This is a genomic window from Streptomyces capparidis, from assembly GCF_054782095.1.
Genome location: NZ_BAAGTD010000097.1, coordinates 1 through 15,257, shown reverse-complemented (window position 1 = coordinate 15,257; position 15,257 = coordinate 1). Strand labels below are relative to the sequence as shown.

The window sequence follows — 15,257 nt, the reverse complement described above, 5'->3', positions numbered from 1 at the left end:
GCGCAGGCGTTGCGGGATGCGGGGGTGGATGTGCCGTTGCGGGACTTCGGTGTGCCGCCGCGGTTCCTGGATCACGGCTCGCGGGGTGAGGTGCTGGCCGAGGTCGGGCTGACCGCACCCGACATCGCCCGCCAGGTGACCGGCCTCGTCGCCCGGCTCGACGGCCGCCTCGACGACGAGCCCGCGGGCGTCGCCGGCGAGTGACGCCGGGCCCGGGGCGCGACCCCGGGCCGGGCACCAGGAGGGAACCCGGCAGCTTTCGGCGCGGCGTCGCGCCGAAATGCGGACAAAGTGCGACATAATCGAGTCGGCGTCAGATGTGAGTCATCACATAACGGGCGGGCCACCCACGACGGGCCCGCCCGTTGGCCATCGCATTACGCGCGCGTCCGGCTGAAGCATCCGCACCGCGGGTGGACCACGGCCACCGAGCGCCCGCACCACGAGGCGCGAGCACGACCGTGGAGGTGCTGCCATGGACACCAGCGACCCGCCCCGCCCCGGGGCGCGCGGCGGCGGCCTGTTCCGCACCAAGTCGGTCGAGCAGTCCATCCGCGACACCCATGAGCCCGAGCACTCCCTCCGCAAGGAGCTCGGCGCCCTCGACCTGATGGTCTACGGCATCGGCGTCATCATCGGCACCGGAATCTTCGTCGTCACCGGCACCGTCGCCAGGGACTACGCCGGGCCCGCCGTCGCCCTGGCCTTCGTCACCTCCGCCGTGGTCTGCGGGCTGGCCGCGCTGTGCTACGCCGAGTTCGCCTCCACGGTCCCGGTGGCGGGCTCGGCGTACACGTTCTCCTACGCCTCCCTGGGCGAGCTGCCCGCCTGGATCATCGGCTGGGACCTGGTGCTGGAGCTCGCCCTCGCCGCCGCGGTGGTGGCCGAGGGCTGGTCCGGCTATGTGGTGAACCTGCTGGACAACGTCGGCGTCGAGATCCCCGAGGGCGTCACCCGCGGCGGCGGCGAGGGCTTCGACGTGCCCGCGGCGCTGCTGGTGCTGGTCCTGACCGGCCTGGTGCTGCTCGGGATGAAGGTGTCCGCCCGGGTCACCTCCCTGATCGTGGCCGTCAAGATCACCGTGGTGCTGATCGTGATCATCGCCGGGGCGTTCCTGATCGTCCCCGACAACTACAGCCCGTTCCTGCCGAAGGCCGAGCCCAGCGAGGGCGCGGGCGCGACCCTCCAGGCCCCCCTGGTGCAGACGCTGTTCGGCTACGAGCCGACGCACTTCGGCGTGATGGGGATCTTCTCGGCGGCGGCGGTGGTCTTCTTCGCGTTCATCGGCTTCGACATCGTCGCCACCGCGGCCGAGGAGACCCGGCGTCCGCAGCGGGACCTGCCGCGCGGCATCCTCGGGTCGCTCGCCGTGTGCACCCTGCTGTACGTCGCGGTGTCGCTGGTGGTCACCGGCATGCGGGACTACCGCACCCTGGACGAGGACGCGCCGCTCGCGTCGGCGTTCAAGGCGGCCGGGCACCCCTTCTTCTCCGGGGTGATCAGCTTCGGCGCCGCCGTGGGCATCACCTCCGTGGTGCTGATCCTGCTCATGGGGCAGACCCGGGTGTTCTTCGCGATGAGCCGCGACGGGCTGCTGCCCCGGACGTTCTCCGCCGTCCACCCCAAGTACGGCACCCCCGCCAGGACCACCGTCCTGCTCGGCGTCGTGGTCGCCCTCATCGCCGGCCTCTTCACCGTCGGCGAGCTGGAGGAGATGGTCAACGTCGGCACGCTGTTCGCGTTCGTGGTGGTCGCCGCGGGCGTGCTGGTGCTCCGCCGCACCCGCCCCGACCTGCACCGCGCCTTCCGCGCCCCGTGGGTGCCCGCGCTGCCCGTCGCCTCCGTGCTCGCCTCGCTGTGGCTGATGCTCAACCTCAGCGCGGAGACCTGGATCCGGTTCGGGGTGTGGATGGCGCTCGGTCTCGTGCTCTACGCCGTGTACGGGCGGCGGCACAGCAGGCTCGGGCAGCGGGAGCGGGCGGCCGCCGCCGGGCCGCCGCCCTGACCGCGGCACCCGGCGGGGGAGCGGCGCGCCCTCCGTCACCCCTCGGGGCCACCGGGCGTTGGCCCCGCTTCCACTCCCCGTCGGCCCGTCAGTAACCTGGACGGGTGTCGGCCGCAACCCGCTACTGGCTGAAACTGGTCCCCGCGCTGGCACTGCTCGCGCTGGCGACCCGGGTCCCGTCGTTCCTGCGGCCGCTGTGGAACCCCGACGAGGGATTCCTCGCCACCCAGGCCCGGATGCTGCTCGACGGCGGCGAGCTGTACGACACCGTGGTGGACCGCAAGCCGCCGCTGCTGCCCTGGGCCTACCAGGGGCTGTTCTCCCTGTTCGGCGACGGCTCGCTTCAGCCGGTCCGGGTGCTCGCCGTGCTCGCCCACCTGCTCACCGCCGCCGCGGTGGCCGGGATCGCCCGGGACCGGTGGGGGGACCGGCCCGGCGCGGCCGCGGGCGTGCTGTACCTGCTGGTGTCCATCGGCCTGGCGCCCGAGGACGCGCAGGCGGCGTCGTTCGGGGTGTTCTTGCTGCCCGGCACGGCGTGGGCGTTCTGGTGCGCCGAGCGCGGCAGGTGGGCCGGCGCCGGGCTCTGCGCCGCGCTGGCCGCCCTGACCAAGCAGACCGGCGGCGCCGTGCTGCTGCCCGTCGCCTGGATGCTGTGGCGGGCCAGGGACCGGCGCGGCGCGGCGCGGACCGCCGTCGCCTTCGCCCTGCCCGTCGCCGCGGTCGCCCTGCTCACCGGGCCGGGGAGGTTCCTGTTCTGGACGGTGACCGGCAGCGGCTCCTACGCCTCCGTCGGTGACTCCTGGCCGGTCGTGCTGGCCCGCGCCGCCGGCAACGCCGCGATCCTGGGCGCCGCCGCGGGCGTGCTGCTCGCCGCCGTGGTCCGGGTGCGGGGGCGCGGCGTCACCGTCGCCGACGCCGACCTGTGGCTGTGGCTCGCGGGCAGCGGCGCCGCCGTGGTCACCGGCTTCCGCTTCTTCGGCCACTACTACCTGCAACTGGTGCCGCCGCTGGTGCTGCTCGGCGTGGCCGCGCTGCGCCGCCTGCCGCGGTGGCGCCGGCCGGCGCTCGCCTGCACCGCCACCGTCTCCGCCGCGTTCCTGGCCTGGGGCGTGCTCCACCCCGCGCCCGAGCTGGACCACGCGCGCACCGTCGCCGCCGCCGTGGAGGCGCGCACCGCGCCGCACGAGAAGGTTCTCATCTGGGGCATGCACCCGGAGAACTACTGGCTCGCCGACCGCGCGCCCGCCAGCCGGTACCTCACCGCCGGGTTCCTGACGAACTTCGGCGGCGGACGCGGCGGGGAGCTGGTGGGCCAGGAGCACGCGGTGCCCGGGGCATGGCGGGTGTTCCACGAGGAGATGCGGCGCCACCCGCCCGCCCTGATCGTGGACGACTCCCGGGGCGCCCCCTACCGGCCCTCTCAGGTGCCCGACCTGCGGCGGCTGCTGGAGCGGGACTACCGGCGGGTGGCCACCGTGGACGGCGCCGTGTTCTACGAGCGGCGCCGGCCCTAGGACCTGTCCGGCCGTACGCGCCCGGCGAGGGTGGCCGGACACCCATGGGCCCGCCCGGCGCCCCGGTCAGCTCCCCGGTGCCCCGTCCCCGCCGTCCGGCCGCACCGCGCGGGGGCCCGCCACCTCGGCCCCGTGCTCGGCCACCCGGCGGCGCAGCTCCCGGTCCGCCGTCACCACCAGGACGGGCCGCTCCGGGTCGGCCCGCCGCGCCTCGGCGACGGCCCGCACGATCCGGTCGTCCCCGCTGCCCTGCGCGGCCAGCACCCGCACCCCGTCCACCGGGGCGACGCCGCGGGCGGCGCCCTCCACCACGAGCAGCACCTCCAGCGGCGGGCGGCGCGCCCACGGCGGCACGTCCGTCCGGCCGGGCAGCCCGCCGCGGCCCAGCGGCACCAGCACGTCGCGCAGCCTCTCGTTGGCCCCGCGTCTGTCCCGCCACCAGCCGTCCGGCACCGAACCGACCACGTTGGCGGCGTCCACGATCAGGAGAGGAACCATGGGAGAAAGCGTCGCACGCCGCCCGCCCCCGCCGGCCCCGGATGCGGGACGGCTCCCCGGGGGCCAGGCTTGAGCCGGAGGCCGCCTTCCGCGAGCAGGAGGTACCCGATGCGTGTCACCGTGGCGCTCGCCGGCGAGGCCGTGGTGTGCCTGCCCCTGTGGGTCGCCGAGCACGACGGGCACCTCGCCGCGGAGGGCATCACCACCCGGCACGCCGTCACCGGCTCCACCGACGCGGTCACCACCGCGCTCAGGAACGGCGACGCGGACTTCGCGCTCAGCACCCCCGAGGGCACCGTCATCGACGCCGTGCACGGCGGCACCCTGCGCGTCCTGGCCGGGCTGACCAACCACCCGCCGCTGTCCCTGGTCGCCCAGGCGGAGCACCGGTCGGTGGCGGACCTGCGCGGACGGCCGATCGGCACCAGCTCCCTCACCGAGGGCACCCGGCACCTGGCCGAGGCGGTGCTCGCCCGGTACGGCCTGTACCACCCCCGCGACTACTCCTTCGTCCTGGTCGGCAACCACGCCGAGCGGTGGCGGCTGCTGCGGCGCGGCGAGCTGGCCGCCGCCCTCCAGCCGGTGCCGTTCGCCTGGATGGCCGAGGACGCGGGCTTCACCGTGCTCACCGACGTCCGCGACCACATCCCCGACTACCCGTTCGTCGCGGTCTGCGCGGACGCCGCTTCCCCCGTGTGCCGGCAGGCCGCGCCCGGCTTCCTGCGGGCGCTGCGCGCGGGCGCCCGCGCCTTCCTCGCCGAACCCGGGCGGTGGAGCCCGCTGGCCGCCCGGGTCATGGGCGTGCCCCGCCGGTACACCGACCGGGCCGTGCGCGAACTCGACCGGGCCGGCCTGGTCGACGCCGAGCTGCGGCTGTCCCCCGAGGCGCTGCGCACCGCCGTCGGGCTGCTGCGGCGCGCCGCCCTGCTGCCGCCCGCCGCGGGCCGCGGCACCCTGGCGCCCGAGCAGGCCGTCGATCCGCGCTGGCTGGAGGGGATCCGGCGGCCGGAGCGGGCCGTCGGCAGGCGCTGACAAACCCGTCGGCCCCGCGACGGGCCCGGTTATAGAGTGCGAGGCATGGCGACTGAGCACGAGGGCCCCGTGCGGGTGGACAGTTGGATCTGGTCCGTCCGGCTCACCAAGACCCGGTCGCTGGCCGCGGCGGCCTGCCGGGCGGGCCACGTCCGCGTCAACGACGAGCGCGTCAAGCCGGCCCACCCGCTGCGCCCCGGTGACACGGTGCGGGTGTTCCACGCCGGGCGGGAGCGCATCGTGGTGGTCACCCGGCTGGTCCGCAAGCGGGTCGGCGCCCCGGCGGCCGCCGAGTGCTACATCGACAACAGCCCGCCGCCGCCTCCCCGCGAGGAGGCCGTCGCCGTGCCGCTGCGGGACCGCGGCGCGGGCCGCCCCACCAAGCGCGACCGCCGCGAGATCGAACGCCTGCGGGGACGCTGACCACCCGGGCGCGGCGCCCGGGCGGGCGGCTCAGCGGCGGGCCGCCGAGGCGCGCCCGGGCGCCGGGGCCGTCCGCCCGGGGCCGTGGGCGACCACCCGGCCGGCCCGGGCGCCGCGGCGGTCCAGGGCCGCGGAGAGCACGGCCAGCGCCAGGGCGGAGGCGGCGAGGGCGGCGCCCACCCAGTTGGGGGCCGTGTAGCCCAGGCCCGCGGATATCACCACGCCGCCGAGCCAGGCGGACAGCGCGTTGCCCAGGTTGAACGCGCCGATGTTCACCGCGGAGGCCAGGGTGGGCGCGGCCGCCGCCTGGTCGAGCACCCGCTTCTGGAGCGGCGGGACGGTGGCGAAGCCCAGCGCGCCGATCAGCGTGATCGTGACCGCGGCGAGCGCCTTGTGGTGCGCGGTGACGGTGAACAGCGCCAGGACGACGGCCAGGGCGCCCAGCGACACGTACAGCATCGGCATCAGCGCCCGGTCGGCGAACCGCCCGCCGACCAGGTTCCCGGCGACCATGCCCAGGCCGAACAGGGCCAGCAGCCAGATGACCGAGCCGTCCGCGTAGCCCGCGACGTCCGTCATCATCGGGGTGATGTAGGTGATGGCGGCGAACACCCCGCCGAATCCGAGCACCGTCATCGCCATGGCCAGCAGCACCTGGACGTTGCGGAAGGCGGCCACCTCGTGCCGCAGCCGCACCCCCTCCTGGCGGGGCTGCTCCGGCACCAGCCGGGCTATGCCGGCCAGGCCCACCACGCCGAGCACCGCCACGGCGCCGAAGGTGACGCGCCAGCCCACGTGCTGCCCGAGGAGGGTGCCCGCGGGCACGCCGACCACGTTCGCCACCGTCAGGCCCGTGAACATCATCGCTATCGCGCCCGCCTTGCGGTGCGGGGCGACCAGGCCGGCGGCGACCACGGAGCCGATGCCGAAGAACGCGCCGTGCGCGAGGGAGGCCAGCACGCGGCCGGCGAGCATCACCTCGAAGACCGGGGCGGCGGCGGAGAGGGCGTTGCCCGCCGTGAACAGGCCCATGAGCACCATGAGCATCCGCTTGCGCGGCACCCGGGTGCCCAGGGCGGTCATCAGCGGGGCGCCCAGCACCACGCCGAGGGCGTAGCCGGTGACGAGGAGCCCCGCGGTGGGGATGGAGACCCCGTACTCGGCGGCGACCTCGGGGAGCAGCCCCATGATCACGAATTCGGTCGTGCCGATACCGAAGGCTCCGATGGCCAGGGCCAGGAGGGCCAGAGGCATGTCAGTTCACCCCGAGGTTGGTTGCGTATGCTGCTTACAGGCTCGGACAATACTTGTGTGGGCCTGTTGTTTGCAAGCGCCGCATATCGGCGTGTGGGGGTGATTGGGTGAGGTGATCGGGTGAGGGCGGCCCGGCGGTGGGGCTTTCGGGGGCGGGAACCCCCGAGGGCGGGCCAGGGGGAGGGCCCGCCTCGGGGAGCGGCGGAAAGCAGACCGGGGGAGGGCAGGCCGCGGGCGGGCCGGTGTGAAGGGCTCCTCCCGTCGCCGCGCCCCGGTGGGCGCGGCGACGGCCCGGCAGGGCGGTGAGGTGCCGGTTCGGGTGCCGCGGGGGCGGCCCGCGCCGCCTACTCCTCCTCGCCGAGCCCCCGCTCGTACGCGGCCAGCGTCTCCACGAACATCCCGCGCTGCTCCGGGGTGAGGGGGGCCAGGGCGTTGCGCCATGCGGTGGCGCCGCGGCCCAGCCAGGCGTCGATGGCCGGGCGGTGGGACGCCGCGATGGAGACGATCTTGCGGCGGCGGTCGGCCTCGTCCTCCCGGCGGTCCAGGATGCCCTTGCGGCTCAGCTCGCCGACCATCAGGCTCACCGTCGTCGGCGCCACCTCCAGCCGCCTGGCCAGCTCGTTCACGCTCAGCGGGCCGTCCAGGAGCAGGTAGGCGAACAGCGTCAGGTGCCTGGGCGCCAGCGCGAGGCCGGCCAGCTCCTGCGGGACCCGGATGCGCTTGGCCCGGCCCACCATGCGCGGCATCAGCAGCAGCAGCGTGCGCACCGCGTCGTCCACGCCGACGCCGGGCGCGGCGGCCTCCCGCCCGTCGTCGGCTGACACCCGAGCACCTCCACGTGCCTTGCTGAGCAAAGAAGCTTTGTCCCCCTCCAGGCTAGGGCCTGCGGTCGAATCCCCGTCGTCGCCCGGAGGGCGGCCCCGCCCCGCGCCGCGGCGTCACCGGCCAGGCACCGCCAGGTCGAGCCGGGCCAGCCGCTCCGGGTCGGTGAGGATGTCGATCGCCACGATCCGCTCGCCGGTGATCGTGAACGCCATCACCGACACCGGCCGCCCCTCGGCCGTGGCCACCACGCCCGCCGCGCCGTTGACCAGCGCCTGGTGCGCGGACTCGGCGAACCGGGCGAAGGTGATCGCCTGGCTCGCGACCTCCGCCGCGCCGCGCCGCACCGTGCTCGGCCGCAGGGCACCGCCGTCCGAGCGCGCCACCACGTCCGGGTCGAGCACGGCCACCAGCGCCTCGAAGTCGCCGCCCCGCGACGCGCTGAGGAAGGCCCCGACGACCTCCCGCTGGCGGGCCAGGTCGGCGTCCGGGGTCGGGGCGCCCCGCACCCTGCGGCGGGCGCGGCTGGCCAACTGCCGGGCCGCCGCCGGGGTGCGCCCGACCACGGGGCCGATGTCGTCGAACGGCACGCCGAACAGGTCGTGCAGCACGAAGGCGAGCCGCTCGGCGGGCGCCAGGGTCTCCAGGACGACCAGCAGCGCGAGCCCCACCGAGTCGGCCAGCAGCGCCTCCTGCTCCGGGTCGACGCCGCCGGGGCCGCTGACGACGGGGTCGGGCAGCCGCACCCGCTCCTCCAGCGACTCCTCCCGCCGCGAGGTGCGCGAGCGCAGCATGTCCAGGCAGACCCGCCCCACCACCGTGGTCAGCCACCCGCCCAGGTTCGCGATGTCCCGCGCGTCCGAGCGGTGCAGCCGGACCCACGCCTCCTGCACGGCGTCGTCGGCCTCGCTGAGCGAGCCGAGCATCCGGTAGGCCACCCCCCGCAGATGCGGGCGGTGCTCCTCGAACCGCGCGGCGAGGAAGTCCACGTCGTCCACCTGTCACACCCTCCGTAGGGATCCGTCGGTGAGGTGACGGATCGAAGGCGGCGGATGTGACGAGCACCCGGCCCCGCCCTCCCGGTCCGAACGGCCACCGCCGTCCCGCGGCGCCGGCGCCCCCGGCCCCGGGCGGCGCCCGGCACGCCGCGGCGGCCGGGCCCCGGGGGAAACCGGGGCCCGGCCGCCGCGGACGGTCGCTCGGCTCAGGCCGGCACGCTCGCCACGCCCGGGGCCAGGAACGTCTTGCCGTTCACCCGCTCCGAGACGCCGGTGCGGTCCAGGTACGGGGTGATGCCGCCCAGGTGGAACGGCCAGCCCGCGCCGGTGATCAGGCACAGGTCGATGTCCTGCGGCTCGGCCACCACGCCCTCGTCCAGCATGAGCTGGATCTCTTGGGCGATGGCGTTCAGCGCCCGGTCGCGGACCTGCTCCTCGGTGCGGACGGTGTCCCCGACCTGGAACAGCGCCGCCACCTCCGGGTCCACCTCCGGCTTGCCGGAGTCGTACTGGTAGATGTTCCGTTTGCCCGCCTCGACGATGCGGCCCAGGTTCTCCGAGCGCGCGAAGCGGTCCGGGAACGCCGTCGCCAGGGTGCCCGCCACATGGTGGGCGACCGCGGGGCCGACCAGCTCGAGCAGGACGATCGGGGACATCGGCAGGCCGAGCGGGGCCAGGGCGCGGTCCGCGACCTCCACCGGGGTGCCCTCGTCGATGGAGGTGAGCACCTCGCCGAGGAACCGGGTGAGGATCCGGTTGACGACGAACGCCGGGGCGTCCTTGACCAGCACCGCGGTCTTCTTGAGCTGCTTGGCCACGCCGAACGCGGTGGCCAGCGCCCCGTCGTCGGTCCGCTCCCCGCGGACGATCTCCAGCAGGGGCAGCACGGCGACGGGGTTGAAGAAGTGGAAGCCCACCACGCGCTCGGGGTGCTTCAGGCCCGAGGCCATCTCCGAGACGGACAGGGAGGAGGTGTTCGTCGCCAGGATGGCGTGCGGCGGGACGATCTCCTCCAGCTCGGCGAAGACCCGCTGCTTGAGAGACATCTCCTCGAACACCGCTTCGATGACGAAGTCGGCGTCGGCGAAGGCGGCCTTCTTGTCCAGGGAGCCGGTCACCGCCGCCTTGAGGCGGTTGGCCTTGTCCTGGTTGATCCTGCCCTTCAGGAGCAGCTTGTCGATCTCCTCGTGGACATAGCCCACGCCCTTGTCCACGCGCTCCTGGTCGATGTCGGTCAGCACGACCGGCACCTCCAGGCGGCGGGCGAACAGCAGGGCCAACTGGGAGGCCATCAGGCCCGCGCCGATCACGCCCACCTTGGTCACCGGGCGGGCCAGCGACTTGTCGGGCGCGCCCGCCGGGCGCTTGCCGCGCTTCTGCACCAGGTTGAACGCGTAGATCCCGGCGCGCAGCTCACCGCCCATGATCAGGTCGGCCAGCGCCTCGTCCTCGGCCGCGAAGCCCGCGCGCAGGTCGCCGTTCTTCGCCGCGGAGACGATGTCCAGGGCGCGGTAGGCCGCGGGGGCGGCGCCGTGGACCTTGGAGTCGGCGAAGGCCCGGCCGCGCTGCACCGCCGCGTCCCACGCCTCGCCGCGGTCCGGCTCCGGCCGGTCCACGGCGATCTCGCCCTTGAGGACGGCGGCGGTCCAGTGCAGCGACTGCTCCAGGAAGTCCGCCGCCTCGAACATGGCGTCCGCGATGCCGAGCTCCAGCACCTGCGCGGGCTTGAGCTGCTTGTTCTGGTTGAGCGAGTTCTCGATGATCACCGAGACGGCGCGGTCGGCGCCGATCAGGTTCGGCAGCAGCGCGCAGCCGCCCCAGCCGGGCACCAGGCCGAGGAACACCTCGGGCAGGGAGAACGCGGGCACCGAGGAGGAGATCGTGCGGTACTGGCAGTGCAGGCCGATCTCCACGCCGCCGCCCATGGCCGCGCCGTTGTAGTAGGCGAAGGTGGGCACCGGCAGCGCGCCCAGGCGCTTGAACGCGTCGTGGCCGGCCCGGCCGATGGCCAGCGCGTGCTCGCGCCGCCGCACCGCCTCGACGCCCTTGAGGTCGGCGCCCACGGCGAAGATGAACGGCTTGCCGGTCACGCCGACGCCGACGATCTCGCCCGCGGCGGCCTCGGCCTCCACCTGGTCCAACGCCGTGCCCAGGTTCAGCAGCCCCTGCGGGCCGAACGTGGTCGGCTTGGTGTGGTCGTGGCCGTTGTCCAGGGTGATCAGGGCGAACCGGCCCGCGCCCGAGGGCAGGTCCAGATGGCGCACATGGGCCTGCGTCACAACCTCGTCCGGGAAGATCTCCTGGGCGAGAGCGGAAAGGTCGGTCACTTTACTCGGTCCCCTCGTAGTGCGGGTTCTCCCAGATCACGGTGCCGCCCATGCCCATGCCGATGCACATGGCCGTGAGGCCGTAGCGGACCTCGGGGTGCTCCTCGAACTGCCGGGCCAACTGGTTCATCAGGCGGACGCCGGAGGAGGCCAGCGGGTGCCCGAAGGCGATGGCGCCGCCCCAGGCGTTGACGCGCTCGTCGTCGTCGGCGATGCCGAAGTGGTCCAGGAAGGACAGCACCTGCACGGCGAACGCCTCGTTGATCTCGAACAGGCCGATGTCACCGATGCCCAGGCCCGCCTTGGCCAGCGCCTTCTCGGTGGACGGGATCGGGCCGATGCCCATGACCTCCGGCTCCACGCCCGCGAAGGCGAAGGAGACCAGGCGCATCCGCACCGGCAGGCCCAGCTCCCGCGCGACGTCCTCGGCGGCGAGCAGGGAGGCGGTGGCGCCGTCGTTCAGGCCCGCGGAGTTGGCGGCGGTGACCCGGCCGTGCGGGCGGAACGGGGTCTTGAGGTCGGCGATGCCCTCGAGCGTGGTGTTCGGGCGCAGCGGCTCGTCCGCGGTGGCCAGGCCCCAGCCGGTCTCGCCGCCCTCCGGGTTGGTGCGGCGCACCGCGACCGGCACCAGGTCCTGCTGGATCCTGCCGTTGGCGTACGCCTTGGCGGCCCGCTCCTGGCTGCGCACGGCGAACGCGTCGGCGCGCTCCTTGGTCAGGTGGGGGAGGCGGTCGTGGATGTTCTCCGCCGTCATGCCCATGAACAGGGCGGAGGAGTCGACCAGCTTCTCCGTCAGGAACCGTGGGTTGGGGTCCACGCCCTCGCCCATCGGGTGGCGGCCCATGTGCTCCACGCCGCCGGCGACCACCACGTCGTACGCGCCGAAGGAGATCCCGCCCGCGGTGGTGGTGACGGCGGTCATCGCGCCGGCGCACATCCGGTCCACGGCGTAGCCGGGCACGGTCCTCGGCAGCCCCGCCAGCAGCGCGGCGGAGCGGCCGATCGTCAGGCCCTGGTCGCCGATCTGGGTGGTGGCGGCGATCGCCACGTCGTCCACGCGCTCCGGCGGCAGCCCCGGGTTGCGGCGCAGCAGCTCCCTGATGCACTTGATGACCAGGTCGTCGGCGCGGGTGTCGTGGTAGATGCCCTTCGGGCCCGCCTTGCCGAACGGTGTCCGTACGCCGTCCACGAAGACGACGTCCCTAGCGGTACGAGGCACGTTGGCTCCCTTGTCTGGTTCGCTGCCGTCCTCCGGGCGGAGGGGCCCAAGCCACCCTCACCCTCCCCCGTCCCCACCGGCCGCCGGGGCGGGGGAGGGGCGACGGGAGGGCGGGAGGGATCGGCTCGCTCGGATCCCCGGCCGTGGCGGCGCCCCCGGCGGACGGCCGGGCGCGCACCGCGACCGGTCGCTCCGGAGCCCATGCTACTCATCGGTAACCCGTGTGCCCACCCCCACCCGCAGGTGGGGAGTGTCACGCCCGCCGCGCCGCGCGGCGGTTCACCCGAACGCCGTACCACGACCGCGCCCCGGCGGGCCGGCCGCTCACTCGGACGGCGTGTCCAGCGCCTCCACCAGCACCGGGGTGACCAGCTCCACCTGCCACGGCCGCGCCCCGTGCGCCACGAGCGCCGCGGCCACCCGCTCGCGGGTCGGCTCCTCCGGAGGCGTCCAGCACACCCGGCGCACCGTGTCCGGGGCGATCAGATTCTCCTGCGGAAGGTTCAGACTGTGGGCGAGAGCGGTCACCCGGGTGCGGGCCGCCGACAGCCTCGCCGCCGCCACCGGGTCCTTGTCCGCCCACGAACGCGGCGGAGGCGGCCCCGTCACCGGAGCCGACGCCTGCGGCAGCGCGCCCTCCGGCAGGGCGCGCGCCCGCTCCACCGCCGCCAGCCAGTGCTCCAACTGGCGGCGGCTCGTGCGGTGGCCGAAACCCGGCAGCGCCGCCAGCGCGTTCGCGTTCTGCGGAGCCGCCAGCGCCGCCGCCACGATGGCCGCGTCCGGCAGCACCCGGCCCGGCGACACATCGCGCTCCCGGGCGATCCGGTCCCGCGCCAGCCACAACTCGCGGACGATCGCGAGCTGACGCCGCCGCCGCACCTTGTGCATCCCCGACGTGCGGCGCCACGGGTCCACCCGAGGCTCCGGCGGCGGCGCGGCCACGATCGCGTCGAACTCCTGACGCGCCCACTCCAGCTTCCCCTGCCGGGCCAGCTCCTCCTCGAGCGCGTCCCGCAGATCCACCAGGAGCTCCACGTCCAGCGCCGCGTACCGCAGCCACGGCTCCGGCAGCGGACGCGTCGACCAGTCCACCGCCGAATGGCCCTTCTCCAGCGAGTAGCCGAGCACCGACTCCACCATCGCCCCCAGACCCACCCGGGGGAAACCGGCCAGCCGGCCCGCCAGCTCCGTGTCGAACAACCGCGACGGCCGCATCCCGACCTCGCCCAGACACGGCAGATCCTGCGTCGCCGCGTGCAGCACCCACTCGGTGTCGGCGAACACCGCCCCCAGCGACGACAGATCCGGGCAGGCGATCGGGTCGATCAGCGCGGTTCCCGCACCGGCCCGGCGCAACTGGACCAGATAGGCCCGCTGGCCGTAGCGGTAGCCGGAAGCGCGCTCGGCGTCGATGGCGACCGGGCCCCTGCCCGCCGAGAAGGCGGCGACCACTTCGGCGAAGGCGGCCGGGCCGGCGACGACCGGCGGGATGCCCTCGCGCGGATCCAGCAGCGGAACCGGCGCCAGGGCGTCTTCACTTACGGAGGCTTCTCGGGCGTCGGTCACCTACCCAGGGTAGCCGTCAATACAAAAGGCCCGCCCGCCCTCCCGCCCGTCGCCCCACCCGCCCGCCCGTCGCCCCACCCACCGCCCCAGGGGCGGGGGTGGGGCGGGTTGGGCGGACTGGTCCGGGGTGGGCCCGTGAGTGTTCGGCCTGAGCAGGGGCTCGGGGGCGCGTGGTTCGGCCACGGGGGAGCCCAAGGGGGGTGGGGCTTTCCGGGGGAGGGGTGGGGGGTTGGGAGGTGAGCCTCCCCGCGACGGGGACGGGCCCGTCCGGGTGGCGGTGCGTTTCCGGGCGGCCGCCGTCCGGCCCCGGCGTCGGGTCCACGGGTGAAGCCCCGGCCGTCGGCGGCGGGCCGCCGGTGGCCGGGGCTTTCGGGGTTCGCGGGGGGTTCGGGGCAAGGGCTCCCGCCCGTCGCGGCGCCCGCCGCCGGGGCGGTGGGTGACGCGACGGGCGGGCGCGGCGGCGGACGGGGGTCAGTGGATGATGCCGGTGCGCAGCGCGACCGCGACCATGCCCGCGCGGTCGCCGGTGCCCAGCTTGCGGGCGATGCGGGCCAGATGGCTCTTGACGGTGAGGGCGGACAGGCCCATCGACACGCCGATCGCCTTGTTGGACTGGCCCTCGGCCACGAGGCGCAGTACCTCCACCTCGCGGCCGGACAACTCGCGGTAGCCGCCGGGGGTGGTGCCCGGCGGGCGGCGCAGCCGGGCGGCGCCCGCTCCGATGGGGGTGGCGCCCGGGCGCGGGGGCAGGCCCACGCCGGTGCGGGTGCCGGTGACGACATAGCCCTTCACGCCGCCCGCGAGGGCGTTGCGCACGGCGCCGATGTCGTCGGCGGCGGACAGGGCCAAGCCGTTGGGCCAGCCGGCCGCCCGGGTCTCCGCGAGCAGCGTGAGGCCCGAGCCGTCGGGCAGGTGGACGTCGGCGACGCAGATGTCCCGTGGGGTGCAGATCCTCGGGCGCGCCTCGGCGATGGAGGAGGCCTCGATGACGTCCCTTACTCCGAGCGCCCAGAGGTGGCGGGTGACGGTACTGCGGACACGGGGGTCGGCGACGACGACCATCGCCGTCGGCTTGTTCGGCCGGTAGGCGACCAGGCTTGTGGGGTGCTCGAGAAGAACCGACACCAGGCCTCCTGTGGGGGGTGGCAGGACGGGTCCGACGTGGGGAAGTCGGGGTGATCCGCGGATTGGAAAAGGGTCACTGACTGCTTCGGCACCATCACCGTCCGGCTTTAGCGAAAGATCCTGATTTGGTCAGTAACAATTCGGGCAATGCTGCCCGTTGTTCGGTCTCGCAGCGCCGAAAAGGTCGCGGGATCGGTCACGCCCGGTCGTCATGCGGGCAGACGGCGGAGGCTGCGGTGACGGTGCGTCACGGTTCGCGGGGGCCGGGGCACCGCGGCGGGCGGCTCGCTCACGGCCGCGGGGCGACACGTGTGCCGCCGTCAGGAATACCACTGTCGGGGACGCCGCGCAGAACGGGGCGCACGCGCGGGACCGGGGGCGGCGGCCGGAGGGGGCCCGGCGCCGGCACCGTCATCATGCCGGACCGCGGCGCCGCCGGGTGACCGCGCGTCCGGCCGGGCGGGCGCCGCGCGG

12 protein-coding genes and 1 pseudogene are annotated in these 15,257 nt (G+C 75.0%); 5 read left to right on the top strand and 8 right to left on the bottom strand.

The features are described from left to right. The 3 genes and pseudogenes from ACYVO2_RS36600 to ACYVO2_RS36590 form a co-directional block, all read left to right on the top strand. Positions 1–204 (top strand): annotated as a pseudogene (locus tag ACYVO2_RS36600) (1-deoxy-D-xylulose-5-phosphate synthase); the annotation flags it as partial. A 271-nt stretch (positions 205–475) separates the two neighbouring features. Then, positions 476–2,005 (top strand): amino acid permease, encoded by a 1,530-nt coding sequence (locus ACYVO2_RS36595; protein WP_461012446.1) that lies wholly within the window; start codon positions 476–478, stop codon positions 2,003–2,005. A 104-nt stretch (positions 2,006–2,109) separates the two neighbouring features. Further along, entirely contained in the window at positions 2,110–3,519 is a 1,410-nt protein-coding gene (locus ACYVO2_RS36590) for a glycosyltransferase family 39 protein (protein ID WP_461012445.1), read from the top strand. A 66-nt stretch (positions 3,520–3,585) separates the two neighbouring features. Here ACYVO2_RS36590 and ACYVO2_RS36585 read toward each other — a convergent pair whose 3' ends face one another. Further along, positions 3,586–4,017: a PIN domain-containing protein gene (locus tag ACYVO2_RS36585; protein WP_461012444.1), complete on the bottom strand. Its 432-nt coding sequence runs from the start codon at positions 4,015–4,017 to the stop codon at positions 3,586–3,588. Positions 4,018–4,125: 108 nt separating this feature from the next. On the opposite strand from ACYVO2_RS36585, the gene ACYVO2_RS36580 reads away from it, so the two are divergent. Together ACYVO2_RS36580 and ACYVO2_RS36575 are read left to right on the top strand one after the other, a co-directional pair. Continuing rightward, on the top strand, positions 4,126–5,049 hold the full coding sequence (locus tag ACYVO2_RS36580) for an ABC transporter substrate-binding protein (RefSeq protein WP_461012443.1): 924 nt from the start codon (positions 4,126–4,128) through the stop codon (positions 5,047–5,049). A 45-nt stretch (positions 5,050–5,094) separates the two neighbouring features. After that, entirely contained in the window at positions 5,095–5,472 is a 378-nt protein-coding gene (locus ACYVO2_RS36575) for an RNA-binding S4 domain-containing protein (protein WP_461012442.1), read from the top strand. Positions 5,473–5,502: 30 nt separating this feature from the next. Here the strand turns inward: ACYVO2_RS36575 and ACYVO2_RS36570 are convergent, their stop codons facing one another. From ACYVO2_RS36570 to ACYVO2_RS36540, 7 genes are all read right to left on the bottom strand, one after another. Beyond that, positions 5,503–6,726 (bottom strand): MFS transporter, encoded by a 1,224-nt coding sequence (locus ACYVO2_RS36570; RefSeq protein ID WP_461012441.1) that lies wholly within the window; start codon positions 6,724–6,726, stop codon positions 5,503–5,505. Positions 6,727–7,070: 344 nt separating this feature from the next. After that, positions 7,071–7,472, bottom strand: a complete 402-nt coding sequence (locus ACYVO2_RS36565) for a MarR family transcriptional regulator (RefSeq protein WP_461012447.1) — start codon at positions 7,470–7,472, stop codon at positions 7,071–7,073. 192 nt (positions 7,473–7,664) lie between these two features. Beyond that, the gene (locus ACYVO2_RS36560) at positions 7,665–8,546 is read right to left on the bottom strand and encodes a sigma-70 family RNA polymerase sigma factor (RefSeq protein WP_461012440.1); all 882 of its coding nucleotides are present in this window, start codon (positions 8,544–8,546) and stop codon (positions 7,665–7,667) included. Between the two features lie 206 nt (positions 8,547–8,752). Continuing rightward, positions 8,753–10,873: a 3-hydroxyacyl-CoA dehydrogenase NAD-binding domain-containing protein gene (locus ACYVO2_RS36555; protein WP_461012439.1), complete on the bottom strand. Its 2,121-nt coding sequence runs from the start codon at positions 10,871–10,873 to the stop codon at positions 8,753–8,755. Position 10,874: 1 nt separating this feature from the next. Further along, positions 10,875–12,092, bottom strand: coding sequence for a thiolase family protein (locus ACYVO2_RS36550; RefSeq protein WP_461012438.1), 1,218 nt, complete (start codon positions 12,090–12,092; stop codon positions 10,875–10,877). 324 nt (positions 12,093–12,416) lie between these two features. Further along, positions 12,417–13,658 (bottom strand): HRDC domain-containing protein, encoded by a 1,242-nt coding sequence (locus ACYVO2_RS36545; protein WP_461012437.1) that lies wholly within the window; start codon positions 13,656–13,658, stop codon positions 12,417–12,419. A gap of 471 nt (positions 13,659–14,129) precedes the next feature. Then, positions 14,130–14,783 carry a helix-turn-helix transcriptional regulator gene (locus ACYVO2_RS36540; protein WP_461012436.1) on the bottom strand — a complete coding sequence of 218 codons (654 nt, stop codon included), beginning with the start codon at positions 14,781–14,783 and terminating at the stop codon, positions 14,130–14,132. Positions 14,784–15,257: the final 474 nt, after the last annotated feature.

Bases quoted from the DNA above. Each gene is read 5' to 3' on its own strand.
- ACYVO2_RS36595 (WP_461012446.1), top strand. From the start codon at position 476: ATGGACACCAGCGACCCGCCCCGCCCCGGGGCGCGCGGCGGCGGCCTG.
- ACYVO2_RS36585 (WP_461012444.1), bottom strand. From the start codon at position 4,017: ATGGTTCCTCTCCTGATCGTGGACGCCGCCAACGTGGTCGGTTCGGTG.
- ACYVO2_RS36580 (WP_461012443.1), top strand. From the start codon at position 4,126: ATGCGTGTCACCGTGGCGCTCGCCGGCGAGGCCGTGGTGTGCCTGCCC.
- ACYVO2_RS36575 (WP_461012442.1), top strand. From the start codon at position 5,095: ATGGCGACTGAGCACGAGGGCCCCGTGCGGGTGGACAGTTGGATCTGG.
- ACYVO2_RS36570 (WP_461012441.1), bottom strand. From the start codon at position 6,726: ATGCCTCTGGCCCTCCTGGCCCTGGCCATCGGAGCCTTCGGTATCGGC.
- ACYVO2_RS36565 (WP_461012447.1), bottom strand. From the start codon at position 7,472: ATGCCGCGCATGGTGGGCCGGGCCAAGCGCATCCGGGTCCCGCAGGAG.